Annotated in this window: 24 protein-coding genes and 1 pseudogene; 14 read left to right on the top strand and 11 right to left on the bottom strand. The window is 69.3% G+C overall.

Features of this window, described 5'->3' with window-relative positions:
- Positions 1-81: 81 nt before the first annotated feature.
- Both ACIHFD_RS63645 and ACIHFD_RS63640 read left to right on the top strand, forming a co-directional pair.
- Positions 82-705 (top strand): hypothetical protein, encoded by a 624-nt coding sequence (locus ACIHFD_RS63645; RefSeq protein ID WP_397375244.1) that lies wholly within the window; start codon positions 82-84, stop codon positions 703-705.
- Positions 706-748: 43 nt separating this feature from the next.
- Positions 749-2,215 (top strand): annotated as a pseudogene (locus tag ACIHFD_RS63640) (ATP-binding protein); the annotation flags it as partial.
- Between the two features lie 1,686 nt (positions 2,216-3,901).
- On the opposite strand, the gene ACIHFD_RS63635 reads toward ACIHFD_RS63640, so the two are convergent.
- Together ACIHFD_RS63635 and ACIHFD_RS63630 are read right to left on the bottom strand one after the other, a co-directional pair.
- Positions 3,902-4,738, bottom strand: coding sequence for an ABC transporter permease (locus ACIHFD_RS63635; protein ID WP_397375243.1), 837 nt, complete (start codon positions 4,736-4,738; stop codon positions 3,902-3,904).
- Positions 4,735-5,760 (bottom strand): ATP-binding cassette domain-containing protein, encoded by a 1,026-nt coding sequence (locus ACIHFD_RS63630; protein ID WP_397375242.1) that lies wholly within the window; start codon positions 5,758-5,760, stop codon positions 4,735-4,737. The genes ACIHFD_RS63635 and ACIHFD_RS63630 overlap by 4 nt, the downstream gene beginning before the upstream one ends.
- 225 nt (positions 5,761-5,985) lie before the next feature.
- Between ACIHFD_RS63630 and ACIHFD_RS63625 the strand changes: the two genes are divergently transcribed.
- Positions 5,986-6,324 carry a MiAMP1 family antimicrobial peptide gene (locus tag ACIHFD_RS63625; protein ID WP_350742186.1) on the top strand — a complete coding sequence of 113 codons (339 nt, stop codon included), beginning with the start codon at positions 5,986-5,988 and terminating at the stop codon, positions 6,322-6,324.
- A gap of 51 nt (positions 6,325-6,375) precedes the next feature.
- Here ACIHFD_RS63625 and ACIHFD_RS63620 read toward each other — a convergent pair whose 3' ends face one another.
- On the bottom strand, positions 6,376-7,137 hold the full coding sequence (locus tag ACIHFD_RS63620) for a class I SAM-dependent methyltransferase (RefSeq protein WP_363978522.1): 762 nt from the start codon (positions 7,135-7,137) through the stop codon (positions 6,376-6,378).
- A gap of 164 nt (positions 7,138-7,301) precedes the next feature.
- On the opposite strand from ACIHFD_RS63620, the gene ACIHFD_RS63615 reads away from it, so the two are divergent.
- Entirely contained in the window at positions 7,302-8,786 is a 1,485-nt protein-coding gene (locus ACIHFD_RS63615; protein ID WP_397375241.1) for a serine/threonine-protein kinase, read from the top strand.
- On the opposite strand, the gene ACIHFD_RS63610 is transcribed toward ACIHFD_RS63615, so the two are convergent.
- Entirely contained in the window at positions 8,780-9,424 is a 645-nt protein-coding gene (locus ACIHFD_RS63610; RefSeq protein WP_397375260.1) for a DNA alkylation repair protein, read from the bottom strand. The two genes, ACIHFD_RS63615 and ACIHFD_RS63610, sit on opposite strands and share 7 nt — an antisense overlap.
- Before the next feature lie 325 nt (positions 9,425-9,749).
- Between ACIHFD_RS63610 and ACIHFD_RS63605 the strand changes: the two genes are divergently transcribed.
- The 5 genes from ACIHFD_RS63605 to ACIHFD_RS63585 are packed head-to-tail and all read left to right on the top strand — an operon-like array spanning position 9,750 to position 15,531.
- Entirely contained in the window at positions 9,750-11,246 is a 1,497-nt protein-coding gene (locus tag ACIHFD_RS63605; protein WP_397375240.1) for an ABC transporter substrate-binding protein, read from the top strand.
- The gene (locus tag ACIHFD_RS63600) at positions 11,243-12,187 is read left to right on the top strand and encodes an ABC transporter permease (RefSeq protein ID WP_397375239.1); all 945 of its coding nucleotides are present in this window, start codon (positions 11,243-11,245) and stop codon (positions 12,185-12,187) included. The genes ACIHFD_RS63605 and ACIHFD_RS63600 overlap by 4 nt, the downstream gene beginning before the upstream one ends.
- 2 nt (positions 12,188-12,189) lie before the next feature.
- Complete coding sequence (locus tag ACIHFD_RS63595; protein WP_397375238.1) at positions 12,190-13,059, top strand: ABC transporter permease; 870 nt, start codon at positions 12,190-12,192, stop codon at positions 13,057-13,059.
- Between the two features lie 13 nt (positions 13,060-13,072).
- A complete protein-coding gene (locus ACIHFD_RS63590; protein ID WP_397375237.1) occupies positions 13,073-13,873 on the top strand; it encodes a creatininase family protein in 801 nt (266 codons plus the stop codon).
- On the top strand, positions 13,870-15,531 hold the full coding sequence (locus ACIHFD_RS63585) for an ABC transporter ATP-binding protein (RefSeq protein WP_397375236.1): 1,662 nt from the start codon (positions 13,870-13,872) through the stop codon (positions 15,529-15,531). Before ACIHFD_RS63590 ends, ACIHFD_RS63585 begins: the two co-directional genes overlap by 4 nt.
- On the opposite strand, the gene ACIHFD_RS63580 is transcribed toward ACIHFD_RS63585, so the two are convergent.
- The gene (locus tag ACIHFD_RS63580) at positions 15,532-16,212 is read right to left on the bottom strand and encodes a GntR family transcriptional regulator (RefSeq protein ID WP_397375235.1); all 681 of its coding nucleotides are present in this window, start codon (positions 16,210-16,212) and stop codon (positions 15,532-15,534) included. It lies immediately after the preceding gene.
- Positions 16,213-16,270: 58 nt separating this feature from the next.
- Here ACIHFD_RS63580 and ACIHFD_RS63575 point away from each other — a divergent pair, with 58 nt between their 5' ends.
- Positions 16,271-17,002, top strand: a complete 732-nt coding sequence (locus ACIHFD_RS63575) for an HpcH/HpaI aldolase/citrate lyase family protein (RefSeq protein WP_397375234.1) — start codon at positions 16,271-16,273, stop codon at positions 17,000-17,002.
- A 10-nt stretch (positions 17,003-17,012) separates the two neighbouring features.
- Positions 17,013-17,807: a carbon-nitrogen hydrolase family protein gene (locus tag ACIHFD_RS63570; protein WP_397375233.1), complete on the top strand. Its 795-nt coding sequence runs from the start codon at positions 17,013-17,015 to the stop codon at positions 17,805-17,807.
- Between the two features lie 76 nt (positions 17,808-17,883).
- Here the strand turns inward: ACIHFD_RS63570 and ACIHFD_RS63565 are convergent, their stop codons facing one another.
- Positions 17,884-18,228, bottom strand: coding sequence for an ester cyclase (locus ACIHFD_RS63565; protein ID WP_192789116.1), 345 nt, complete (start codon positions 18,226-18,228; stop codon positions 17,884-17,886).
- Positions 18,225-18,659, bottom strand: a complete 435-nt coding sequence (locus ACIHFD_RS63560) for a MarR family winged helix-turn-helix transcriptional regulator (RefSeq protein WP_397375232.1) — start codon at positions 18,657-18,659, stop codon at positions 18,225-18,227. The genes ACIHFD_RS63565 and ACIHFD_RS63560 overlap by 4 nt, the downstream gene beginning before the upstream one ends.
- 168 nt (positions 18,660-18,827) lie before the next feature.
- Between ACIHFD_RS63560 and ACIHFD_RS63555 the strand changes: the two genes are divergently transcribed.
- Complete coding sequence (locus tag ACIHFD_RS63555) at positions 18,828-19,229, top strand: hypothetical protein (protein WP_397375231.1); 402 nt, start codon at positions 18,828-18,830, stop codon at positions 19,227-19,229.
- Positions 19,230-19,320: 91 nt separating this feature from the next.
- On the opposite strand, the gene ACIHFD_RS63550 is transcribed toward ACIHFD_RS63555, so the two are convergent.
- Positions 19,321-19,965, bottom strand: a complete 645-nt coding sequence (locus tag ACIHFD_RS63550) for a class I SAM-dependent methyltransferase (RefSeq protein ID WP_350742215.1) — start codon at positions 19,963-19,965, stop codon at positions 19,321-19,323.
- Between the two features lie 70 nt (positions 19,966-20,035).
- Positions 20,036-20,758, bottom strand: coding sequence for an ArsR/SmtB family transcription factor (locus ACIHFD_RS63545; RefSeq protein ID WP_397375230.1), 723 nt, complete (start codon positions 20,756-20,758; stop codon positions 20,036-20,038).
- 64 nt (positions 20,759-20,822) lie between these two features.
- On the opposite strand from ACIHFD_RS63545, the gene ACIHFD_RS63540 reads away from it, so the two are divergent.
- Complete coding sequence (locus ACIHFD_RS63540) at positions 20,823-22,208, top strand: DHA2 family efflux MFS transporter permease subunit (RefSeq protein WP_397375229.1); 1,386 nt, start codon at positions 20,823-20,825, stop codon at positions 22,206-22,208.
- Between the two features lie 8 nt (positions 22,209-22,216).
- Here the strand turns inward: ACIHFD_RS63540 and ACIHFD_RS63535 are convergent, their stop codons facing one another.
- Entirely contained in the window at positions 22,217-23,206 is a 990-nt protein-coding gene (locus tag ACIHFD_RS63535; protein ID WP_397375228.1) for a S66 peptidase family protein, read from the bottom strand.
- A 147-nt stretch (positions 23,207-23,353) separates the two neighbouring features.
- Positions 23,354-23,680 carry a hypothetical protein gene (locus ACIHFD_RS63530; RefSeq protein ID WP_397375227.1) on the bottom strand — a complete coding sequence of 109 codons (327 nt, stop codon included), beginning with the start codon at positions 23,678-23,680 and terminating at the stop codon, positions 23,354-23,356.
- Positions 23,681-24,206: 526 nt separating this feature from the next.
- Between ACIHFD_RS63530 and ACIHFD_RS63525 the strand changes: the two genes are divergently transcribed.
- The coding region (locus tag ACIHFD_RS63525; RefSeq protein WP_397375226.1) for an arabinofuranosidase catalytic domain-containing protein at positions 24,207-25,063 on the top strand (857 nt) is incomplete at its 3' end.

Genomic DNA, 25,063 nt, shown 5'->3' with positions numbered 1-25,063 from the left:
GAAGTACAGCACAATTGACGCATGGGACACCCTCGGCAACCCGGTCCGCGGGAATACCCCGGTGTTGTTTCTGCTCTGGTCGTGATCCTGGCAGTGCTTCTGCCGGGCGGCTTCACGTTCAGCGTGTACAAGTACCTCAGCGCCCCCGACCCGAGCACCGCCGCGGCCTCGCCGACCACGGATCCCACACCCGAGCCCAAGGAGCCGAGCCCCAGCGAGAACGAGCGCCGCCCGGACTCTCCGATCGACGCCGACGCGTACGGCGACTGGAATTTCCGTCTGGGCGGCGTCACGTTCAAGGCCGAGAAGGTGGGCGGCTGGACGTACGACTCCTGCGCGCCGGTGGACCGGAACGGCGTGCTGGCCAGGAACAAGTGCGAGCGCGTCGTTCAACTGGCCTACAAGTCCTACCGAGGGCATCTCACGGCGGTCCAGGTCATCATGTCCTTCCCCACCGTGAAGGCGGCCAAGGCCACGGCCGTCCACCTGGCGGGCTCCTCCCGGGCGGTGAAGTGGCACCGGGACAAGATGCTCGACAGGTACGTCTACGCCAAGCAGCGGGTGGCCGTGACCAAGAGGTACGTCCTCCTCACGATCGTCACCGCCGACAGGACGGCCCAGGCGAAGGCCACGCGGTTCCACCACTACCTGCACACGGATCGTTCGAACAGCTTCCTCTTCCGCGACTCGACCGCCTCAGACTGAGCGGTCACGCCGCTCTCGTCTGACTCGTCCGTAAGCTGAGGGTGTGTCCCCCGCTCTGGTCCTGCTCGACGGCGTCCGCTGGCAAGGTGTGCCCGTGGTCGGCGATCGTGCGCAGACCCTGCTGTCCGTGCTCGCCCTGCACGGGCGTGCAGGGGTCAGTGACGAGCACCTGGTCGAGGAGCTGTGGCCCGATGAGGCGCCGGCCAATCCGACGAAGGCGCTGCAGGTGGTCGTCTCGCGGACCAGGGCGGCGACCGGTGCTGATGTCGTGGTCCGGATCCCGCGTGGTTACCGGCTCGGGCTGGCCGCCGATCAGGTGGACGCGCTGCTGGTCGGCGCGCTGGTGACGGAGGCGCGGGCCGCGCTGGGCGAGGACGACGTGGCGCTCGCGCGTCGCCGCGCCGAAGAGGCCATGGGTCTCGTGGCCGGCGGCTCGGACGGTGCCACGGGCGCGCTCGCCGAGCTGAGGGGCATGGCGGCGAAGTGGGTGGCCGAGGCCCGGCGGGTGGCGGCGATCGCGCGGGGCCGGAGCGGCGCTCACGAGGCCGCGCTGCCGCTGCTGGAGGAGGCCGCGGCCGACGGGCCGCACGACGAGGAGCTGCTGGCCTGCCTGCTGCGGAGCGAGGCCGCCGTACGAGGTGCCGCCGCCGCTCTGGAGCGCTACGAACGGTATCGCGCGGGCCTGGTGGCCCGGCTCGGCACCGAACCGGGGCCTGAGCTCGCCCGCGTGTACGCCGAACTCCTCGTCGCGGACCGGCCGGTGCGTGCGGGCATCCTGTTCGACGGCTCCTCGTTGCTCGGCCGCGATGACGACATCCGCGCGGTGCACGCCCTGTTGCGGACCAACCGGGTGGTCTCCGTCATCGGCCCTGGCGGGCTGGGCAAGACGCGGCTGGCGCATGTCGTCGGCAGAGACGTCGCGCAGCCCGTCGCTCACTTCGTCGAGCTCGTCGGCGTGTCCTCGCCCGAGGGTGTGGTGGGGGAGGTGGGCTCGGCACTCGGGGTTCGGGACTCGGTCAGCGGGCGTCGTGTCCTGACCGCCGAGCAGCGCTCGGACGTTCGCGCCCGGATCGCCCAGCATCTCGATCAGGCTCCGGCGCTGCTGATCCTGGACAACTGCGAGCACGTGATCGAGGCCGTCGCCGACCTGGTGGCGTTCCTGACCGTGACGACCCGCGACCTGCGGGTGCTCACGACCTCGCGCGCCCCCTTGTCGATCCCCGCCGAACGCGTCTACCCGCTCGGCGAGCTGCCCACGGGCGACGCGGTGGAGCTGTTCCGTCAGCGCGCCACGGCCGCTCGCCCGGGTGTGCGGATCGACGAGGGAGTGGTCGAGGAGATCGTCGCCCGCCTTGACGGGCTGCCGCTCGCGATCGAGCTGGCGGCGGCCAAGGTACGGGCGATGTCGGTGGAGGAGATCGCCCGGCGCCTGGCGGACCGGTTCGCCCTGCTGCGCGGCGGGAACCGTACGGCCCCCGATCGGCACCAGACGCTGCTCGCGGTCATCGAGTGGTCGTGGAATCTGCTGGACGAGCCGGAACGGCTGGCGTTGCGGTGGATGTCGCTGTTCGGCGACGGTTTCACGCTGACCGCGGCCGAGGACGTACTGGGCTCGGACGCCCTGCACGTGGTGAACGCGCTGACCGAGCAGTCGATGCTGAGCGTCCGCGAGACGACGTACGGCCTGCGCTACCGGATGCTGGAGACCGTCAGGGAGTTCGGGCGGATGCGGCTGAAGGAGGCCGGCGAAGAGGCGTCCGCTCGGGCGGCGCAGCGGGCCTGGGCGACGGCGTACACCCTCGAACACGGCTCCACGCTGTTCGGCCCGGGGCAGTTCGCGGCGGCCGACGCGTTGCACGCGGAAGAGAGCAACCTCGCCGATCTGCTCCGGCAGGCTCTCGGCGAGCCCGATCCCGTCACGATGGTCCAGTTGCTGGCCGGCGTCGGCGCGCTGTGGTCGATCCGCGGCGACCACTCCCGGATTCTCGTTCACCGGGACGCGATCGCCCAGGTGGTCAGCGGCTGGCTGCCGCCGCCGCATCTCGTCGAGGTGGCCAGGGGCGCCATGCTGATCACGCTCATGAACAGCCTGAACTTCACCGACCGCGGCAGCGGTCCGATGCGCGACCTCCTCCGTAGGCTGCCCACCGGTGACGCGACGGATCACCGCATGGCGGCGATGGCCACGGTGCTGCTCGCGTGCGACGCGGACGACGGCGCCGACGTGCGCCGCCGGCTGGAGGAGCTGTCCCGGAGCACCGACCGTGACGTGGTCTGGGCGGCGACGCAGATGAGCGCCCAAGTCCTGGAGAACACGGGAGACGTCACCGGGGCGATCGAGGCCGCCGAGCTCACCCTGACGATGGTCCGCGAGGACGAGGGGCCGTGGTTCGCCGCGATCATGCACGCCATGCTGGCCCACCTGGTCATGCAGCACGGCGACCGACGGCGGGCGGTCGGACACGCGCGTACCGCCATCCCGGTGCTGAGCCGGATCGGCGCCGCCGACGACGAGGTTCAGCTCCGCGCGCTGCTGCTGATCTCCGCTCTCGCCGACGGCGACCTCGACGCCGCGGAGACCGAACTCGCCGGGATCATCCGGATCAACGACAGCGAGACCGTGCTCGGCGGGGTGGCGATGGCCTCGTTGTGCGCGGCCGAGCTCGCCCTCGCCCGCGGCAGGACGGCCGCCGCGCTCGCGGAATACCGCCTGGCCGTCCAGCGGGCGCACAACCTGCGTCTGCCCGGGGTGCTGCGCGCGGAGGTCACTCCGTGGACGATCATGGCGGAGTCGGTCACTCTCACGGCGTACGCGTACCACGCGCCGCCGGAAGACTCCCGGTACGGCGAGGAGCTGTTCTCCACCGTCCGGGGCTACGACCTGCTGGCCACGGACAGCCCGATCCTCGACTATCCGCTGTGCGGCTCGATGCTCTTCGCGCTCGGCGCGTGGGGGGTGCTGCGCGGAGCCATGGCCCCGCGCGACGCGATCGGGTTGCTGGTGCTGGCCGAACGGTTCGCGTACAACACCAGCATGCCCAGCATGGCCTTCGAGCGGATCGAACCGCACGCGGAGCGGGCCGCACCCGGGATGATCGCCGCCCTGCGGGCCGAGTACGGCGATCGGCGCGGCTCCGACCTGCTCGACGAGGCGCGCAGTCTCGTCGAGCGGGTCTCCGGCCGTGACGGGCGCACGTCACATGTGCCGCTTGTAGCTGCGTACCGACAGCGGCGCGAAGATCGCGATGACGATCAGGCACGCCAGCAGCGTCCAGGCCACCTCTCCGCTGACGAGGCCGCTGTTGGCGAGGTCGCGGGTGGCCGTGACCAGGTGTGAGACCGGGTTGAAGCGGACGAACGCGGCCAGCCAGCCGGGCAGGGTCTCGATGGGGACGAACGCGTTCGACAGGAACGTCAGCGGGAACAAGATCATCATGGAGATGCCCTGCACCGCCTGGGCGCTGCGGGCTATGGTGCCGACCCAGGTGAAAACCCACGCCAGCGACCAGCCCGTGAAGATCGCCAGCAGGATCGCGGCGAGCACGCCGCCCGCTCCACCACCCGGACGGTAGCCCATCACCAGGCCCATGCCGAAGGTCAGAGTGGCCGCGATCGTGTAGCGCACCAGGTCGGCCACCATAGGGCCGGCGAGCGGCGCGATCCGGGCGATCGGCAACGACTTGAACCGGTCGAAGACGCCCTTCTCCATGTCCTCGCGCAGTTGCGTGCCCGTGGCCATGCACGTCGTCAGCACGGTCTGGGCGAGGATGCCGGGGATCATCAGGGGGAGGTAGCTCTCCACGTCACCGGCGATGGCGCCGCCGAAGATGAAGGCGAACATCGCGGTGAACAGGATGGGCTGCAGCGTCACGTCGAAGAACTGCTCCGGGTTGCGGCGCATCTTCTTGAGCGCCCGCCATGCCATCGTCAGGGTCTGACCGATCGTCTCCCCCATGGAGACGCGCCGCCGGGCGGCCTCCACACGGTCGGCGGCCCGTACGGCCTCGCGGGCGGGTGCGATCACGGTGCTCATCGGTTCTCCTTCGTGGCGGCCCCATCGGACCCATTCGTCTCGTGACCGGTGAGGGCGAGGAACACCTCGTCCAGGCTGGGCTTGGCCACGCTCACCGAGGAGATCGACACCCCGGCGGTGCGCAGCGCGATCAGTACGTCCGCGGCCAGGTCTGCCTGGTCGAGGGCGACGTTGAGGCGGCCCTGCTCCGGGCTGAGTACCGGGTCCTCGCCGAGGACGCGCCGTACGACCTCCACAGCGGCGGGTACCTCGCCCGGGTCGGCGAGCAGCAGCTGGAGTGTGGAGTTGCCGACCTCGGTCTTCAGCTCGTCGGGCGTACCCTCCGCGACTTTGCGGCCGTGGTCGATGACGGCGACACGATCGGCGAGCTGATCGGCCTCGTCCAGATATTGCGTGGTCAGCAGTACCGTGCAGCCGTCGGCGACCAGACCGCGGATGGTGTCCCACATCTGGCCGCGGGTGCGCGGATCGAGACCGGTGGTCGGCTCGTCGAGGAAGATCAGCGGTGGCCTGGTGATCAGGCTGGCCGCCAGGTCGAGGCGCCGGCGCATGCCCCCGGAGAAGTGTGAGATCGCCTTGTCGGCGGCCTCTTCCAGGCCGAACTGGCCCAGCAGTTCGGTGGCGATCCGCCGGGCGCGCGGCGCGGCGATGCCCTGCAGGCGGCCGAAGAGCCAGAGGTTCTCGCGGGCCGTCAGGTTCTCGTCGACCGACGCGTATTGTCCGGTGACGCCGACCAACTGGCGGATCATGTGCGGGTTGCCGGCCACGTCGACCCCGAAGATCTCGGCGCGGCCCGCGTCGATCGTCAGCAGGGTGGCCAGCATCCGTATCGTGGTGGTCTTGCCGGCGCCGTTCGGGCCGAGGACTCCGAAGATCTCACCGGGGCGTACCTCCAGGTCGATCCCGTCGACGGCGCGGTGCTCGCCGAACGTCTTCACCAGCCCTTGCGCGCGTACGGCCAGATCGGCGCCCCCGCCGAGGACGGGGCGGCCCTCGGTACGTCCGAGTTCTGTGATGCTCATGGCTTCACTTTCGGCGGTGCCGGTTTCACGGCGCCCTCGACCGGGTTTCACCGGTCGCCGCGAGCGAACCGGACCCTGCCGATCGGGGACGTCCACTCCTGATCGTTGCCGTTGTCACGTGTGGTGTAAGTGAGGCGCAAGTGACGATCAAGGGTTGATCCATATGTTCCTCTCGTCAGGAAAAATGCTTTCGCCCATAACCCAAGACGCACCTGGAGAATCGACGTGAAGAGCATCAAGAGAATCGCCCTTGTCTGCGCCGTCTCTGCCTCCCTGGTCGCAATCATGGGCGGTGCCGCCAACGCCTCGACGGCCGAGGACGCCGGCTCGACGTACGTGGCTTACGAGGGGCCGGGCTTCACCGGCCAGACGCAGGTCATCGACAAGTGCGGCGTGACCAACCTCCGCTACCGCGGGTCGTACAAGTGGTACGGCTCCGGCCAGGCCGGCCGGATGCACAACCAGATCAACACCAGAGGGCCGGTGCACTTCACGCTGCCCGCCATGGGCAACGCGAAGCAGGGGACGGGCGTCGGTTGGAAGAGCATCTTCGTGGAGTGCTGAGGCCCACAGCCGGTGCCCGCCCTGGCCGGTGTCGTGCAGGCGCCGTCGGGACTACTGGAAGCGTTCGAGCGTGAGGAGCGGCTCGGAAAATACGGGCGCCGGTGCGTCGGGATCGGCGGCGACGGCCTGCTCCAGGCGGCGGAAGCCGGACTCCAGCTCGTCGGGACTGAGCTGGGCGAAGAACGAGAGGGTGCGCAGGCGCAGCCGTTCGAGCATGTCAGCGCGAGTGCCGACGGACGGCTCGGTGACCGTGCCGAAACCGGCAACGCGCCAGCCGGCCGACGTGAACATCGCGATGACCTCGTGCAGCGGCTGAAACAGCGAGGCGTCCGCCTCGAAGCCGCGGGGGAAGTGCTCCAGCCACCACGGCCTGGGATGGTGGTCGCTGAAATTCGCGCGCAGCAGTAGCCGCCCGGTGGGCTTGAGCACCCTGGCCAGCTCTCGGACCGCCTGCGGCTTGTCCTGGACGTGGTGCCAGGACAGGAACATGAGAGCGTAGTCGGCGCTGCCGGACGGCACTGGTATGTCCTCGGCGGAGCCTGCCAGATACCGCACCCCGGGATGCCGGGACTGCGCCTGCGCCACTTCCCGCATGCGGACCGACGGCTCGACGCCGGTCACCGGCCCGAATGTTCGCGCCAGCGCGGGGGTGTACCTGCCGGTCCCTGAGCCGACGTCCAGCCCCGTCAGCGGACGCCGCTCGGGCAGCACCGCTTCGAAGGCGCTGATCCATGTCCGCAGCTGCTGCTCGGAGAGCGCACGGCCACGCGCGTAGTCCTGGTACTGCTCCGTGTCGTAGTCGATCCGCCTCATCGCAGCTCCCGCGTCAGCCGGGCTACGGCGAACCGTCAGCCCGATATATCGACTTGATACATCGGCACGATACGTAGTGTCGCGTCATGCCGCAAGAGGGCATGGGGGTCGGGCATACCTGCACGGCGGTGGTGGGGAGATGGAGGGCGCACTAAGGTCATTTCGTGCTGCCTCTCTCGTCTGCGGATCCGGGCCAGATCAGCGCCTTCCGGCTGAGCGGCGTACTCGGCCGGGGTGGGCAGGGGTCGGTGTATTCAGGGGAGGACGCCGCCGGGGCGAAGGTGGCGGTGAAGGTGCTGCACGCGTACATGGGGGATGCGGAGACGCACCGGCGGTTCCTGCGGGAGGCGGAGGCGGCGCGGCGGGTGGCGCCGTTCTGCACGGCTCGGGTGCTGGAGGTCGGGGTCGCCGACGGCCGGCCGTACATCGTGAGCGAGTTCATCACCGGGCCCTCGCTGGAACGGCTGGTGAGAGGCGAGGGGGTACGGTTCGGCAGCGGGCTGGAACGGCTGGCGGTGACCACCTTGACCGCGCTGGCCGCCGTCCACCGGGCCGGGATCGTGCACCGGGACTTCAAGCCGAGCAACGTGATCATGGGGCCCGAGGGGCCGGTCGTGATCGACTTCGGGATCGCCCGGGCGCTGGATCAGACCGCCACCAGCAGTGTGATGGGGACGCCCGCGTTCATGGCGCCCGAGCAGTTCGCGGGCGGGGTGGTCGGGCCGGCGGTGGACCTGTTCAGCTGGGCCAGCACGATGGTGTTCGCGGCTACCGGGCAGCAGGCGTTCAAAGGGGACACGATGCCCGCCCTGATGCACGCCATCCTGACCACCGAGCCGGATCTGTCCGAGGTGCCGGAGGGGTTGCGGCCGCTGCTCGCGCGCTGCCTGGCCAAGAACCCGGAGGTACGGCCGAGCGCCGAGGAACTCCTGGGCCTGCTGACGGGGCAGATGCCGCAGACTGCGCCCGTGCCGGACCGCCCCGCGCCTCCGCCGTCCGGGACGTTGTTCCTGCCCGACCCGGGATCGCCGGCCCCGGGGAGCCGGCCTCGGTTGGTCGCCTCCGCGGTGACGCTGGCCTTGATGGCCCTGCTCGCGCTGACCCTGTTCGCCCAGGGTCTGGACCTCCTCGCGGGGCGGGCCCTCGACCACCACAGGTACGTCCTGAGCATGCCGGCCTGGATCATGATCAGCATGGGCTGCCTGATCCTGGTGGTTCCCGCCTTCTGCGTGGCGGTGTGGCGCCACAGTGTGGCCTCGGCGATCAGCATGGCGCTCGTGATCCCGCTGGCCCTGGTCTTCCTGTTCTGGGGGCTCGTCCTGAAGACCGAGGACGACCTGCCCGAGGTGCTGCTCGCGATCGTCCCTGCCGTCCTGCTGGGCGTGGTGACCGCGGCGGCCGCACTCCTGCTGTGGCGGCTGAACGCCCTCATCGCGGTGCTCGGCGGGATCGGCGGCCTGCTGATGTCGGTGGAGGCCGTCGGTCACTTCGTGGACCTGATGCCGGGGCCGACGGGGCACACCTTCAGGGTCCTGCTGATCGTGGTCATCCTGCTCACCAGGTTCACGCTCGGCGCCTGGTGCGCGCTGCTGGGCTTCATGCTCGTGCTGCGGGCCGTACAGAGCAGAAAAGCGTCAGGCCACTACTGATCGTGCTGCCGGCGCACCATCTCGGTGATCCAGATGGGCGCGAACGGAGACGTGCAGCCCGGGGAGGTCGGGTAGTCCTTGAGCACCTCCAGGCGCTCACCGATGTCGATCGCACGGGTGCGGTGGTCGGCGTGCTCGATCCCGATCTGGGCCAGGCAGTGGTTCATCGCCCACTGCAGGCGATCCGGGGCGTCCTTCATCTCCGCCTCGATGACGTCGAGCAGCCCTGAGAGGTCAAGGACCTCGGGCTTCTTCGCCACGCGTTCGGTGGTCAGCGCCCAGCCGGCACTCGCGACCGCTGGATCCGGATCGACGGACCAGGACAGGCGCAGCTCTTCGGCGTGCGGATTCTTCTTCACCACGTAGTTCACGAGCCAGTCGTGCACCTTGGGTGCGCGGGCCTCGCGCACCATGACGTCCAACTCGTCCCGCTCGAACGCCTTCGGCCGGCAGATCAGGATCGCCAGCAGTCTCGCCGCGGTGTCATCCGTCTTCCAGAGCCGGCATGCGAGTTCCTGCTGCGTCTTCAGCCGCTTCGCGAGCGCGCGCAGCTTGCCGAGGTTCACACCGTGATCGTCACCGTGTCTCTCGTTCACCGCGCGTGCCTTCGGGTCCTCGAGTTCGGCCAGTTCGGCCATCACCTCGGCCACCGTCGTCTCGGCCACCTCAGCCTCCTGTCCGCTACGTGCGGGATTCAGCCTACGACGGGTCATCGGCAAGCGTTTTGTCCTGGCCGGTATCTCAAATTCCGCCAGGCTGCAACCCGTTGACCCTGGTGTGAACGCCATGTATACATACGCAATACCTGATGGATCCCCAACCCAACGACTCAGCGCCAGGCCCTGACGAGGCGGAGATGTCATGGCAGTGATCAGCAGGCGAGGATTTCTCGCCGGAAGCGTAGCCACGCTGGGGGCATCTGCCCTGACGGCCTGCGGCAGCCCAGAGACCTTGCCCCTATCGATGCAGGAAATCCGCCCGGGCGAGCGTGGCGGTGGACCGAACCGCGGCGGGGTGCTGTATTTCGGTCTCTCCACCGACCCGGCCAACCTCGACCCCCACCTCACCAGCGGCAGCGCCTCCGACTACCTGCGCCAGCTCGCCTACAACGGGCTGGTCCAGTACAACGGGGCCGGAGAGATCGTCGGTGATCTCGCGAGCGAGTTCGGCTGGGCCGACGAGCTGACCTACAAGGTCAGGCTGCACCCCGGGGTCGGCTTCCACGACGGGTCCACGATGACGGCCGACGACGTGGTCTTCTCCTTCCGCCGCATGATGGACAAGGCGACCGCGGCGGCGTCGGCCCCGCTGCTCGACCAGGTGGCCTCCGTCGAGGCGCCCGACGCCACCACCGTGGTGTTCCGGTTCAAGCAGCCCGACGTGGCCTTCCCGTTCGCCCTGGCCGCGCCCACCACCAACATCGTCTCCAGGAAGTGGATCGAGTCGGGAGCGAACACCAAGACGCAGGTCATGGGCACCGGACCGTTCCGGTTCGTGGAGCGCATCCCGGGGGTAAACACCACATACGTCCGGTTCGAGAACTACTTCGAGGACGGCCTGCCGTACCTCAACGGGATCGTCTTCCAGCCGATGGGCGACGACTACGCCCGCGTGACGGCGCTGCGCACGGCGACCGTGGACATGATCGACTACGTCCCCGCCACCCACGTCGGCGTCATCTCCGAGAACCCGCGGCTGCGGTTCGTCTCGGACAAGACCTTCGGGTTCGGCTTCGTGGGCTTCGTGACCAGCCGGCGCCCCTTCGACGACGTACGCGTCCGCAAGGCCATCGCGATGTCGATCAACAGGCAGTCCGTCCTGGACACCGCGCTGCTGGGGCACGGCAAGCCGATGGACGGCGCCCTGATGTCGGAGACCTTCGCCCCGTACGCGCCCCAGCTCGCCGGCTCCATGCCCTACGACCCGGAACAGGCCAGATTCCTGCTCAAACAGGTCGGGCAGGAGGGCCTGACGCTGCCGGTGGTGACCACCAGCTCGTACTCGGTCATCGCCAGGCCGGCGCAGGCGATGCTGCCCGGCCTGCGCGCCGCGGGACTGAACGTGAACCTCACCCAGCAGGAGTGGCTGACCTTCCGCTCCAGCGTGTCGACCAAGGTCTTCCCCGTCCATTCGTGGGGGACGGCGCCGAAGTTCGGTGATCCCGCCTCGCTCGGCGACTTCATCGGCAGCACCGGCGCCTTCGCCAAGTACCTCGACTTCGCCGACGACAAGATCGACGAGCTGCTGACCCAGGCACGCAGGAGCTCCGACCAGAGCCTGCGCAACGAGATCTACCTGGACGTCGAGAAACGGGCCCTGGAGCTGGTCCCGATGACGTACACGATCCGCCGCGAGCAGGGCGAGGCCCACTACAACCACGTCAAGGGCTACGAGCACCCCCCGAAGGGCGCCTGGACCGCCACGGCCCTGCGCCGGACCTGGATGGAGAAGACGGCGTGAGGCGTTTCCTGGCCAAGCGGTTCGCCCAGGCGATCCTGCAGTTGCTCCTCGTCGGGACCATCGTGTTCTTCCTCGTACGGCTCATCCCCGGCGATCCGGCCAGGGCGGTGCTCGGCGACGCGGCCACCGACGAGCAGGTCGCCGCCACCCGGGCCGCAATGCACCTCGAAGAGCCGTTCTTCAGCCAGTTCGTCGGGTTCTGGACCCGGTTGTTCCAGGGCGACCTCGGCACCTCGCTGATCAGCGGCCGCCCGGTGATGCAGGACCTGCCGTCCCGGATCGGCAACTCGCTGGAGCTCGTCCTCATCGCGCTGGCGATCTCGCTGGTGGTCGGCATCGCGCTGGGCCGGATCGCCGCCACGCGCGCCGACAAGCCGGCCGACCATGCGCTGGTCGCCGGGTCGATCTTCGGGATCTCGCTACCCGTGTTCGTGATCGGCACCTTGCTGCTGCTGGTGTTCGCGTTCTTCATCCCGATCCTGCCGCCGCGCCGGTTCGCCTCGCCGTTCGAGGATCCGCTCGCCCACCTGCAGATCCTCATCCTGCCCGTGGCCACGTTGACGGCGGCCTCGTGCGCGGTGGTGACGAGGATGACCAGGGCGTCGATGCTGGAGACGCTCAACGCCGACTACGTCCGCACGGCCCGGGCGAAGGGCCTGGTCGAGAAGCACGTCATCAACCGGCACGCGCTGCGTACGGCGCTGCTCGCCGTCGTCTCCGCGACGACGGTCGAGCTGACGACGCTGATCGGGAGCACGGTCCTGGTCGAGACCATCTTCGGGTGGCCGGGGATGAGCTCCCTGCTCATGAACGCCGTGGGACAGCGCGACTATCCCGTCATCCAGGCCGTCGTCCTCGCCGCGGCCACCATCGTCATCCTGGTCAACCTGGTCGGAGACCTGGTCGCCAGGGCACTCGACCCCCGGGCGGAGGATAACTGATCATGGCCACCGTGCTGTCAGGCGCGCCTGCGATCGAGAGCGCCGGCGGGAGGACCTTCCTCCGGCGCATGCTGTCCAACCGCAGGACGTCCGTCGCGGGCGCTTTCCTGCTGCTGATCGCGATCGTCACGCTGTTCGCCAGGCTGATCGCGCCGTACGACTACCGAGACATCGTCGGCAAGCCGTTGACCTCGGCCTCCGTGCTCGGCATCGACGACTTCGGGCGCGACGTCCTGTCGCGCCTGCTGGTCGGGCTCCAGGTGTCGCTCGGGGTGGCGCTGTCGGCGGTGCTGGTGGCGGCGGTCATCGGGGTCGCGCTCGGGCTCGTGGCCGGGTACGTCGGCCGCTGGGCTTCGACGATCATCATGCGCGGCATCGACGTCCTGCTGAGCTTCCCCCCGATCGTGCTGGCCATCGCGGTGGTGGCGATCATGGGCCCGGCCCTGGTGAACGTCGTCCTGGTGATCGGCGTCCTGTACATCCCGAGGTTCACCAGGATCGTCTACACCCAGGTTCTGGCCATCCGGAACCTGGAGTACGTCGAAGCCTCGAAGATCATGGGCGCGCGGCCCGCGGGAATCCTCGTCGGGACGATCCTGCCGAACGTGGCGGCGCCCATCATCGTCCAGCTGAGCCTGTCGGTGAGCTTCGCCATCCAGATGGAGGCCGGACTGAGCTTCCTCGGCCTCGGCGCGCAGCCACCGCTGCCCTCGCTCGGGACCATGGTCGGCTCGGGCCGCGACTTCCTGGAGGTCCAGCCGACGCTGCTGCTCTATCCGTCCGTGCTCATCATCCTCGTCGTCCTCGCGCTCAACGTGTTCGGGGACGGCATCCGCGACCTGCTCGACCCGCGGCGCCGTGGCACCAACTGAAAGGAACGCATTCATGACCCTCCCTTCCACCCACAGGCTCGGCGAGCTGTCCTGGACCCAGGTCAAGGAGCTGGCGGAACGGGACCCGATCATCCTGCTGCCGATCGGCGCGGTCGAGCAGCACGGCCCGCACCTGCCGATCCACGAGGACTCCATCGTGGCGGAATGGGTGGCCGACAAGCTGGCGAAGGAGAACGGGTGCTATGTCGCACCCGCCCTCCACTACGGGCACTCCGGGGTCTTCCGCGGTTTCAACGGCAACCTCTCGCTGAGCCAGGCGACGCTGCGCGCCGTCACGTACGAGATCATCGAGGCTCTGGTGCAGTCCGGCTTCCGTCGCGTGATCATCATCAACAACAACGGCGGCAACGTCGGGCCCGCCATCGACGCCGGCCTCCAGGCACGTCATGACCTGGGCGTTCTCGTCGGCCACCTGTACCCGTGGCAGCTCGGCTACGCGCTCATGCGGGACGTCTACGACGACCCGGCCAAGGCGTACGGGCACGGCGCGGAGCCCGAGCACTCCGCGATGCTCGCGATGTTCCCCGACCAGGTCCAGAGCGAGCTGGCCGTCTCGGGCGGCCTGGCGTCGGGCAGCGGCTGGACCCCGACGAGCTACACGGAGGCGGCGATCCCGGGGCACGACGTGCGCGGGACCGTCCTGTGGGACTTCTCCGAGGTGAGCGCGACCGGCTGCACCGGCGACGTGAGTCTCGGCAACGCGAAGACGGGCGAGATCTGGATCGAGCGGGTGATCGGTTTCTGCTCCGCCTACATACAGGAATACGACCGGAACACCTCGAGGGACGCATGACAACCGGCACGAATCCCGCGGAGCCGATCCTCTCAGTCGAGGGGCTCTCGGTGGACTTCCAGATCGCGGGCACGTGGGTGCCCGCCGTCAAGAACGTCAGCTTCACGGTCGCCAAGGGCGAGGTGGTGGCGCTCGTCGGGGAGTCCGGCTCGGGCAAGTCCGTCAGCTCGATGTCGGTGCTCGGGCTGCTGGCCAAGAACGCGCGCCGTCGCGGCAGCATCCGGTACGGCGACACCGAGCTGCTCGACCTCGGCGAGGAGGCCCTGCGCGACATCCGGGGCAAGCGGATCGCGATGATCTTCCAGGAGCCGATGACCGCGCTGAACCCGGTCTACACCATCGGCGAGCAGATCATCGAGGCGATCCAGTGCCACGAGCGCGTACCGGCCGCCGAGGCCCGCTCACGTACGTTGGAGCTGCTGAGGAAGGTCGGCATCCCGGAGCCGGAGTCGCGGATCGACAGCTACCCGCACCAGCTCTCCGGCGGCCAGCGGCAGCGCGCGATGATCGCGATGGCGATCGCCTGGTCGCCCGAGGTCATCATCGCCGACGAGCCGACCACGGCCCTCGACGTCACGGTGCAGGCGGAGATCCTGGAGCTGCTGCGCCGCCTGCAGAAGGACCTCGGCTCGGCGGTCGTGGTCATCACCCATGACATGGGCGTGGTCGCCGACCTGGCCGACCGGGTGGTGGTGATGAAGCAGGGCGAGGTCGTGGAGGAGGCCCCGGTCGCCCGGTTGTTCGCCGAACCCCGGCATGAGTACACCACCAAGCTGCTGTCCGCGGTGCCCCGGCGCGGCCAGGCCGAGCCGGCGCCGTCCGGCGGCGACACGCCGGAGGGCGCCACGCTGCGGGTCGCCGGCCTCCAGGTCGAGTACCCGGGGCGGCTGGGCCGCAAAGGGTTCAAAGCGGTGCACGACATCAGCTTCGAGATCGGGAAGGGGAAGGTCCTCGGCCTGGTGGGCGAGTCGGGCTCGGGCAAGTCCACGATCGGCCGGGCCATCGTCGGGCTGGTCCGCGCCACATCCGGCACGATCGAGATCTGCGGACGTGACGTGACCGGGCTCGGCGCCAGGGAGCTGCGCGGGTTCCGCAGGAAGTACTCGATGGTCTTCCAGGACCCGGGGTCCTCGCTCGACCCGCGCCGGTCGATCGGCGACTCCATCGCGGCCCCGATGATCATCAACCGGTACGCGGGCCGCACCGCCGTCCACGAGCGGGTGCTGGAGCTGCTCGACCAGGTCGAGCTGCCCAGGAACTGGGCCGGCAGGTTCCCGCACGAGCTGTCGGGCGGCCAGCGGCAGCGCGTCGGGATCGCCCGCGCGCTGGCGCTGGAGCCCGAGCTGCTCATCGCCGATGAGCCCACCTCGGCGCTGGACGTCTCCGTGCAGGCCACGGTGCTGCGGTTGTTCCGGGAGCTGCAGGACAGGCTCGGTTTCTCCTGCCTGTTCATCAGCCACGACCTGGGCGTGGTCGAGCTGCTCTCGCACGACGTCGCCGTGCTGCAGCAGGGGCGGATGGTCGAACACGGCCCCGCCCGCGAGGTGCTGAACGATCCCCGGACGGATTACACCAGGAGGCTGGTCGCGGCGGCGCCGGTGCCCGACCCCGCCGAGCAGGCCGAGCGCCGCGAGCTGTGGCGGGCGATCGCCAGGTGATCACCTCAGGTGGGAGACCACCCGCTCGTCGGGCCGCAGATGGTTGCGCAGGGTGCGTTCGGCGGTGTCGAAGTCGTGCATAGTCAGGGCCGCGAGCAGGGTGCGGTGCTCGGGGTTGATGACCGCCAGCCGGTCGGGGCGCGCCGCCACGGCGCTGACCCCGATCCGCTGGTGCCGTGGCTGGAGGCTGCTGAACAGGTCGGTCAGCACGGTGTTGCCCGTCGCCCTGACGAACGCGAAGTGGAAGAAGAAGTCCATCTTGGCGTGCTCGGCGATCGCGTCGCGGTCGCCCGCCCTGCACCGCGCCACCATGTCCGGATCCTCCATCAGGTCCAGGTGCGCCGACAGCTCCTGCGGGATGTCGGTCTTCTTGTCGCACAGGATCCGGAAGCCGTGGATCTCGAGCACAAGCCGCATCTCGTACGTCTCGAACAACTCAGCAGCCGTCACGCTGCGCACCTGCGCGCCGCGCCTGGGCAGGAGGTCGATGTACTTCTCGGCCGCCAGGCGGTGGAACGCCTCACGGACGGGAGTGCGCGACACGCCGGCCTCGTCGCAGACCAGCTTCTCCTCCAGGAAGGATCCCTCGGGAAACCGGCCGCCGAGAATCGCCTCGCGCGTCCATCGGTAGGCGCGCTCGCCCGCGGTAGCCGCCGACGCGATGTCCGGTTCCCAGTTCATGCCACCCCCACGCTCGTGTGTATACACAGCGTATATTAACCGTGAGAAGGAGTATCCGTTGCAGCGGAGATACGCCGCCTGGCTGTCCGGTCCGAGTTTCGCCGCGGCCGAGATCGTGGCCGACCTGGGCTACGGCGCGGTGGTGCTCGATATCGAACACGGCTCTTTCGACCTGGCCGACCTCGAACGCTTCATCCCGTTCCTCCGTGGTCTCGGCCTGGAGGTGCTGGCCAAGGTACTCGGGCCCGAGCGGGGGCCGATCCAGCAGGCCCTCGACTTCGGCGCCACCGCCGTCGTCGTGCCCCACATCGAGAGCGCCGCGCACGCGGCCGCCGTCTGCGCCTTCGGGAAGTTCCCCCCTCGGGGCGACAGAAGCTTCGCGGGCGGACGAACGGCGCGGTACGGCGGGTTCGACGACGAGTGGATCGTACGCCAAGATCGCGAGACCCGCGTCTACCCGATGATCGAGGACGCGGGCGCCATCGAGCAGATCGACGACATCCTCGCGCTCGACACGGTCGACGGCGTCTTCATCGGCCCCAGCGACCTGTCCATCCGCCGCGGCCGGGGCGCCTACTCCCGCTCGGAAGGGGACTTCGCCGACCTCAAGATCGTGGCGGACGCGGCCCGCGCCGCGGGCAAACCCTGGGTGCTGCCCGCGTGGTCGCCGGAGGAGAAGGCGTTCGCCCTGGAGAACGGGGCCGACCAGCTCGTCCTGACCATGGAGCACGGCGCCATCATGGCCGGTTTCAAGGCCGCGCTCGACCAGACCCACGAACTCACCCACTAGGAGACCCTGCATGCTCGTCACCGTCGGACAGTTCAGCGCCACCACCGACAAGTCCGCCAACCTCGACGCCGCCACGGGGCTGATCGAGCAGGCGGCGGCCCAAGGGGCGCGGCTCGTCGTCCTGCCGGAGAACGCCATGTACTCCAACCCGGACGTGACGGCCGACATCGTCCCCGACGCGGAGCCCCTCGACGGGCCCTTCGCGACCGCCATCGGCGCGCTGGCGAAGAAGCACGGCATCGCCGTCGTCGCCGGCATGACCGAGGCGCCCGCCGGGGAGCACGGCAAGCCCAGCAACACCGTGCTCGCCGTGGACGCGGGCGGCGACCTGCTCGGCGTCTACCGCAAGGTGCACCTCTACGACGCCTTCGGCTACCGCGAGTCCGACCGGGTGCAGGCGCACGCGCCGGAACCGCTCGTCTTCACCCTGGACGACCTCACTTTCGGCGTCCTGACCTGCTACGACCTCCGTTTCCCGGAGATGGCCCGGTTCCTGGTCGACGCCGGGGCCGAGGCCTTCGTCGTACCCGCCGCGTGGGTCGCCGGGCCCGCCAAGGAGGACCACTGGATCACGTTGGTCCGCGCCCGCGCGACCGAGAACACCGCGTACGTCCTGGCCAGCGGCCAGACCGGCCCCGTCTGCACCGGGCAGAGCGCGGTCGTGGACCCGATGGGCACGGTGGTGGCGTCGGCGGGCGAGGCCCCCGGGGTCGCGTCGGCCGTCATCGGCGCGGAGCGGCTGCGCGCCGTACGCGCCAAGAACCCGAGCCTGGTCAACCGTCGCTTCAAGGTGCTCCCCGCCTGAGCCGGTCTCAGGAGATCGGACCAGGGAAGAGACGTCACGCGGTTTCGGCGCCACAGCCGTGCGCCGAACCGCTGTGTCAGGAGTCGCGGCGCAGCGACGACAGCCCCCACAGCTCGGCGATCCGTCCGTCGCGCACGCGGAAGATCTCCAGCATGGTCGGTGGTTGCCGCCCGGGAATGCCGTGCACACTCGTACGGACGGCGGCCGTGTCCCCTTCGACGACCATGTCCTCGACGACGACCCGGGCATCCGGGAAGGTCTCGTGGAACCGTTGCCACGACCGGGTGACGCTCTCGGGGCCGGTCGTGTCCAGAGGGTGGCTATAGAAGTCCGCGGTGAAGATCTCCGCCGTGGCGGCGTGGTCGTGGGCGTTGAACGCCGCATACATGCGCCGGGCAGCGGCCCGCACGTCTTCGGTCATCGGCTCTCCTGCTCGATCATGTTCGCGCGGATGCGGCGCAGAACGCCCTGCACGATCTCCTGCTGTTGCGGGGTGACGCAGTCGAGCAGCCGTTCCTGGTACGCCTGGTGCGATCGCTCCAGATCGGCCGCGACGCGCTCGCCGGCGGAGGTCAGCGCGGACAGGGTGTAGCGGTTGTCCGCCGGGTCCAGGCGGCGACCGACCAGCCCTTCGGCCTCGAACTCCTTGACCAGCCGGGTGACGCTCGCACCGTCGATGCCCAGGGTCCGGCGCAGGTCGCTGTGGCTGGTCTCGCCGTCACGCCACAGCCGGACGAGCAGCTGTACGCGGTGGGGGCTCATGCCCACGTGCCGGGCGAATGCCTGCCGCAGCTCGGCGCAGGCCCCTCCGAGCTCACGGAAGAACGTGTCCTCCGACGTCTCTTCATGCACTATCTCTTTATAGCCTCAACTCTTGATGCTATCAAGAGACAGTTCGGACTTCGGACGGCGCTGCGTAACCGGCTGTTCTACGGATGGTGAGGGGGTTGCTTTACCCATGATTCGGACGACCGGTATGGTGGGTTTGTCAAGATCTATTTACCTTCATGAGGTTGAAGCATGACTCGCAAGAAGCTCGTATCCTTTCTCCTCGGCTCCGCCGCCACGGCCGCTCTGCTGCTGTCCTCGGCACCGGCAAGCGCGGCCTCCACCGCGACCAAGGCTGGTACGGCGTCGGCCCGAGCCGGGATCGAGCGCGACAGCGTCAGTTGCTCCAAGCCCAGGGGCAAGTGGGCCAACTACTCCTGGGGTGAGGGCAACACGACCGCGACCATCTACTTCAACAACCACTGCAGCCACAAGGTCAGTGTCAAGATCATGTTCGTCAGGAAGGGCTCGGTGGGCGACAAGGCCTCCAAGTACCGCTGCATGACCGTCAACGCCCACACCAAGGGCAAGAAGAAGTTCTACGCCGCCGCCTACAAGCCGTACTCCGTGAGCCGGGTCGCGCGCTGCAGCTGAGCCGAGGCAGCGCCGCTTCTCGGGAAGCGGCGCTGCACGCGCTGCGGTTCTGGCAGTCGAGGTGGCCGGCGCCGCCGACCGGCTGTCGGATCTACTGTCTGCGCATCAGCAGACGGCCTTGGCGGAACTGCCGCTCGTCTTCTTGGGGCTCGCGCAGCATTCGTCCCACCTCGACGAACCCTGCCTCGCGCGCCAGTTCGGCGAGGCCGTCGATCGGCCAGCGATAGGCAAGCGTCACCTTGTGATCGAATTCCATCACCGGCCCGCCCTCGGAGTCGAAGAAGCCGAGCAGGAGGTAGCCTCCCGGGGCCAGCACTCTGCGGAACTCGGCGAAGTACGGCGGCAGTTCCTGCGGTGGAGTGTGGATGATGGAATACCAGGACAGGATGCCGCCCAGCTCCCCGTCAGCCAGGTCGAGGGCGTCCATCGAACCGACCTCGAAACGCAGGTCAGGGTGGGCCTCACGGGCAAGGTTGATCATCACTGGGGACAGGTCGATGCCGAAGGCGTCCAGCCCCAAGTCCCGGAGGTGCGCCGTCATGTGCCCGGGGCCGCATCCGACCTCGGCGACCGAGGTCCCGGCACCGCCGGTTCGCACGAGCTCCGCGAACGGGGCGAGCGCCGCGCGGTCCAGGGGCTGGCGGTCGAGCGCATCATGGAAAAGCTCGGCGTACAGGACGGCGACGGCGTCGTAGGCCTCCGCCGTCGTGGTCAGATAGGAGGGGGTTTCGGTCACGGTGGACGACTCTAGACCCTGACCGGCGCCGTCGTACGCACCCGATCCTCGGCACCCCGACCGGCCCGGATCAGCGGGGTGCGGCTTGCGGGGTGTCCCAGTCGAGAGGGACGCCGAAGGTCTCGTACAGGCCGGTGCGGCCCGCGTCGGTGAGCTGGACGACCCGGCGGGCCCGGCCGCGGCGCAGCCAGTCCAGCGCGAACAACCGGGTCGCGATGGCCGCGCCGAGCGCGCCCGCAAGATGGTGGCGGCCCTCGCCCCAGTCGACGCAGTAGCGGATCGCCGGTCGCCGCCGGGAGAACTCCTCGGCGTCGATCCCGAACTCCCCCAGCCTGCCGAGGCCCGCCGGGGTGATCCGGTAGCCGTTCGCGGCGGTGGCGAGCACGCCGCCGTCCACCAGCGCGGCCAGCAGCACCACCCCGAGCCGCCCGGCGAGGTGGTCGTAGCAGAGCCGGGCGCGCAGCAGCGCCTGGTTGCGGACGTCCTCCCGCAGCGACGTGACCGGCAGCGGCCGGGCGATCCTGGCCAGCTCCTCCAGCGCCCGCGCCACGTCGGTGCTGGCCAGGCGGTAATAGCGGTGCCGGCCGTCGTGCTCGACGGTGAGCAGCTTGGCCTCGCGCAGCTTGGTCAGGTGGCCGCTGATCGTGGACATGCTCACCCCGGCCTCGGCGGCCAGCGCGCTGGCGGGCAGCACGCCGCCGTCGGCGAGGGCGCGCAGCACCTTGGTCCGGGTCGGATCGCCGATGGCCGCCGCGACGTGCGCGATGTCGGCTTCCGTGGCGGTCTTCCACATGGGGCCAGTCTAGGACGACGACAGTTCGGCGTTCGCCGTAGTAGTTCCGTTCCAGACTGAAGGCATGACGCGTACAACGAGAGAGCCGACCGCGTCCCTCTCGCGGACCGCGGGCTGGTCACCGCTGATCGCGCTCTGTCTCGGATATTTCCTGGTCATCCTGGACGTCACCGTGGTCACCGTGGCGATCCCGGTGATCGGCGCCAGGTTGCCCGCCGGGCTGACCGAGCTGCAGTGGGTCGTCGACGGCTACACGCTGGCGTTCGCCGGGCTGCTGCTGTTCTGTGGCGGGCTCAACGACCGGCTCGGCGGGAAGCCGGTTTTCCTGGCCGGGCTGGCGGTGTTCACCGTGGCCTCGGCCTGGTGCGGGCTGGCGACGTCGGCCGGTGCGCTGATCGGGGCCCGGCTGGTGCAGGGCGCCGGTGCCGCGGCCATGGTGCCGGCCTCGCTGGCGCTGCTGCGTGACGCGTACCCGGAGCGGGGGGCGCGGGCGCGGGCGTTCGGCGTGTGGGGCATGGTCGCGGGGATCGCCGCCTGCACGGGGCCGGTGCTCGGCGGCGTGCTGGTGTCCGCGATCGGCTGGCGGGCGGTGTTCTTCGTGAACATCCCGTTCGGCCTGCTCGGCGTCCTGCTCACCGTCCGGCACGTCCCCGGCCGGGCAGGGCGGGGTACGGGGCGCAGGGGGCTGGACGTGCCGGCGCAGGTGGCCGGGGCGTTGTGCCTGGCCGGGCTGACCGCGGCGTTGATCGAGGCCGGGGCGAGCGGCTGGACCTCGCCGGTGGTGCTGGGCGGGCTGGCTCTGTTCGTGCTCGCGCTGCCGGCGTTCCTGCTGCTCGAACGCCGGGCCAGCGCGCCGATGCTGCCGCTGGAGCTGTTCGCGAGCCGCCGCTTCTCCGCTTCGGCCGCCATCGGCGTGCTGCTCAACCTCGGCTTCTACGGCCTGCTGTTCGTCGTGCCGCTGTACTTCCAGCAGGTACGCCACCTCGACGCGATGGCGACCGGGCTGGCGATGCTGCCGATGGCCCTGATGCCGCCGATCGCCTCGCCGCTGAGCGGCTGGGTCGCCGCGCGCACCGGGCCGCGCCCGCCGATGGCGTACGGGCTGATCATCGGCGGCATCGGGCTGCTGAGCTGGCTGCCGGCCGACGCCGGCACGAGCTACTGGGCGCTGGTCGTACCGCTGATGCTCACCGGCTTCGGGACCGGTTTCACGATGCCGGCCGCCACCGCGGCGATCATGGAGGCGGCGCCGCCCGAGCTCGGCGGGGCGGCCTCCGCGGTGTTCAACGCCGCCCGTCAGACCGGCAGCGCGATCGGGGTGGCGCTGGTCGGCACGCTGGTCGCGGGCGGCGGTCTCGTGGCGGGCCTGCACGCCGACGTCGCAGTCGGCGGCCTCGGTTTCCTGATCGCCGCCGCGCTGGCCGTCTTCGCCCTCCGCCCCGCACATTGATCCGGGCGTCAGTGGCGGAGCAGCGTCAGGTCCGACTCGGTGTCGGTGACGGCGAGCCGGGCCTGGCCGCCGATCGGGAAGGTGGCCAGGGGGTTGGTGTGGCCGACGTCGATGTTGGCCAGGACGGGGACGCGGCTCAGCACCGGTTGGGTGGCGATGATCTGTTCCAGCAGCGGCCGGGACATGCGGCTGGCGTTCTGGAACCGTCCGATCGCCAGTCCTCGGATCTTCGGGGCGTCGGGAAGCTGCAGCAGTGAGGTCAGGTCACGGGCGAACTTCGCCGGGTGCGACTCGAAGTCGTCCTCGACGATCAGGATCGCGCCGTCGAGGGATGGCATGTACGGGGTGCCCGCCAGCAGGTTCAGTGTGCACAGATTGCCGCCGACGATGCGTCCCTCGGCGGTGCCGGGCCGCAGCGGCCACCATCCCTCGTTGGGGATCGGTGCGCGCTTGTCCTGGTCGAGGAACCAGAGATCGTCGCTCCACCGCGCCGCCGGGGTCAGGACGACCGGAGCGGTGTCGAACATGACCGAGGTGAACCAGCGCAGGGTCTCCTCGAAGTGATCCCGCATCCCGAACGTCGACCAGTGCGGACCGGAGTAGGTGACCAGCCCGGCGCGGGCGAGGATGGCGTTCTGCAGGGCGGTGATGTCGGAGTAGCCGCACAAGATCTTCGGGTTGGCGCGGATCAGCTCCCAGTCCAGGTACGGCAGGAGTTCGTTGCAGTTGAAGCCGCCGATGACCGTCAGGATCGCCGCCACCGACGGGTCCGCGAAGGCCTCGTGCAGATCGGCGATCCGCGAGGCGACGCTGGACGAGTCGAACGCGTCCCGCTCATCGACATGGGTGCCGTAGGAGAGCGTCAGGCCGAGCTCGGCGAACCGGGACCTGATGAGGTCGGTGTGATCGTGCTCCATGACCATCGCGCGGGACATGGCCGGTGCCACCACTCGTACGACGTCGCCTGCGTTCAGCTTGGGAGGAGAGATCACATCCATACGACCGAAGCCTAACGCCGAGTTCGGCGTCGGGAACAATGGAATAAACCGCTCCATTGTTCCTCGACGCCGATATCGTCCACCGTCACCGAGCAGGCGCGAACGATTCCCACCTGGCGCCGGCCGCGGTGTCAGCGGAAGGACCCCTCACTCCGCCGAGGTGTCTTCCGACCACTCCGGGGTCTCGGTGACGGAGTTGTCGGTCCAGGTGCCATCGTTCTTGTGGTTGTCCTGGTGATCGTGGTGGCGGTGCTCGCGCCGGCGCTCGTGCCTGTTGAGGTTGCGGTTGCGGTTCTCCACGTCGACGAAGACGCGCTCGCGCCCCTGCCGGATGAACCGAGGAATGAAGACGGGCTTCTCGTGGCTGACGACCCTCGGCGCGGCCTGCTGCACCACGCGGGTCACCTTACGCGGTGCCGGCGGGCCGCCGGCCGCGCTCGCGGAGGCCACCCCCTGGCCCAGTGGAAGGAGCATGACACCGGCGACCGCGCCGGTGATAGCTAGTGCTGCGAGCCGCCCTTGCGTCCGCCGACTGTTGGTGTTCACGTGTCTCGTTTCCGTTCATGGATAGATCGGTCCGGAACCTGGCATCCGCCGTTTCAGCGGACACTCAGATGGAACCGGACATACCCATACAGATATTCTCAGTTACCTCGTTAATCGCAAATAGCACGTCAAAGCCCAAGCGTCATATGTAATCACGATTTTTGTGTTTGAGCGCATCCGTCACAGCAGCCCCGAGCGATCTACCGATCGTTGCCGAAGAAACGGATGAAAGTTTCTCCTCCGACCGGTTCCTCGAGTTACTGAGCCCCAGGTCAGCGGGGATCCGGAATTGAGGGGAGCCGGGCTCGTTGACTAATCGCTCCCCGCCGAGGACCGTCGGCTCGACCACATCTCGGAGAATGGGAAAACACCAGTGCGACATGTCAGCTCTTTCCGCCGACGGTGGAAACTGTCGGCCGCGGCCGTCGCCGCGCTGTTGACGGCCGGTGTTGGTTTGGCCGGAACGCACGTCGCGTCGGCCGTCGCAGCCGGTTGCCAGGTCACCTACACGGTGACCAACCAGTGGCCCGGAGGCTTCGGCGCAAATGTTAGCGTTAACAATCTGGGTGACCCGATCAACGGCTGGAAGCTGACCTGGGCGTTCCCCGCCGGACAGACCATCACCCAGCTGTGGAACGGCACCTACACCCAGTCCGGCTCCCAGGTCACGGTGTCCAACGTCAGCTACAACGCCGGCATCCCCAGCGGCGGCAGCACCGGCTTCGGGTTCAACGGGGCGTACAGCGGCTCCAACCCGGTGCCGTCGAGCTTCGCCCTCAACGGCGTCACCTGCACCGGCGGCGTCTCCACCCCCACTCCCACCCCCACCGTCACGCCGCCGCCGTCGTCGAACCAGCCGTGCGACATCTACGCCGCGGGCGGCACGCCGTGCGTGGCGGCGCACAGCACGACCCGCGCCCTGTACGCCGCCTACAACGGCTCGCTCTACCAGGTACGCCGCTCCTCGGACAACGCCACCCAGAACATCGGCGTGCTGAGCGCGGGCGGGTCCGCCAACGCCGCCACGCAGGATTCGTTCTGCGCCGGCACGACCTGCCTCATCACCGTCATCTACGACCAGTCAGGACGCGGCAACCACCTCATCCAGGCGCCTCCCGGCGGGTTCCCGGGCCCGGCCCCGGGCGGATACGACAACCTCGCGAACGCGACCGCGGCGCCGACCACGGTCAACGGCCACAAGGCGTACGGCGTCTACGTGGCCCCCGGCACCGGCTACCGCAACAACAACACCAACGGCGTCGCCAGGGGAGACCAGCCGGAAGGCATGTACGCCATCTTCGACGGCACGCA

The organism is Nonomuraea sp. NPDC051941, from assembly GCF_044593615.1.
This window is presented reverse-complemented; position numbering and strand designations above follow the sequence as displayed.

Coding starts and splice junctions, on each gene's coding strand:
- ACIHFD_RS63565 (WP_192789116.1), bottom strand. CDS start 18,228: ATGACCGAAGACGTGCGGGCCGCTGCCCGGCGCATGTATGCGGCGTTC.
- ACIHFD_RS63585 (WP_397375236.1), top strand. CDS start 13,870: ATGACAACCGGCACGAATCCCGCGGAGCCGATCCTCTCAGTCGAGGGG.
- ACIHFD_RS63630 (WP_397375242.1), bottom strand. CDS start 5,760: ATGAGCATCACAGAACTCGGACGTACCGAGGGCCGCCCCGTCCTCGGC.
- ACIHFD_RS63540 (WP_397375229.1), top strand. CDS start 20,823: ATGACGCGTACAACGAGAGAGCCGACCGCGTCCCTCTCGCGGACCGCG.
- ACIHFD_RS63620 (WP_363978522.1), bottom strand. CDS start 7,137: ATGAGGCGGATCGACTACGACACGGAGCAGTACCAGGACTACGCGCGT.
- ACIHFD_RS63610 (WP_397375260.1), bottom strand. CDS start 9,424: ATGGCCGAACTGGCCGAACTCGAGGACCCGAAGGCACGCGCGGTGAAC.
- ACIHFD_RS63555 (WP_397375231.1), top strand. CDS start 18,828: ATGACTCGCAAGAAGCTCGTATCCTTTCTCCTCGGCTCCGCCGCCACG.
- ACIHFD_RS63595 (WP_397375238.1), top strand. CDS start 12,190: ATGGCCACCGTGCTGTCAGGCGCGCCTGCGATCGAGAGCGCCGGCGGG.
- ACIHFD_RS63635 (WP_397375243.1), bottom strand. CDS start 4,738: ATGAGCACCGTGATCGCACCCGCCCGCGAGGCCGTACGGGCCGCCGAC.
- ACIHFD_RS63570 (WP_397375233.1), top strand. CDS start 17,013: ATGCTCGTCACCGTCGGACAGTTCAGCGCCACCACCGACAAGTCCGCC.
- ACIHFD_RS63530 (WP_397375227.1), bottom strand. CDS start 23,680: ATGCTCCTTCCACTGGGCCAGGGGGTGGCCTCCGCGAGCGCGGCCGGC.
- ACIHFD_RS63590 (WP_397375237.1), top strand. CDS start 13,073: ATGACCCTCCCTTCCACCCACAGGCTCGGCGAGCTGTCCTGGACCCAG.
- ACIHFD_RS63580 (WP_397375235.1), bottom strand. CDS start 16,212: ATGAACTGGGAACCGGACATCGCGTCGGCGGCTACCGCGGGCGAGCGC.
- ACIHFD_RS63545 (WP_397375230.1), bottom strand. CDS start 20,758: ATGTGGAAGACCGCCACGGAAGCCGACATCGCGCACGTCGCGGCGGCC.
- ACIHFD_RS63605 (WP_397375240.1), top strand. CDS start 9,750: ATGCAGGAAATCCGCCCGGGCGAGCGTGGCGGTGGACCGAACCGCGGC.
- ACIHFD_RS63535 (WP_397375228.1), bottom strand. CDS start 23,206: ATGGATGTGATCTCTCCTCCCAAGCTGAACGCAGGCGACGTCGTACGA.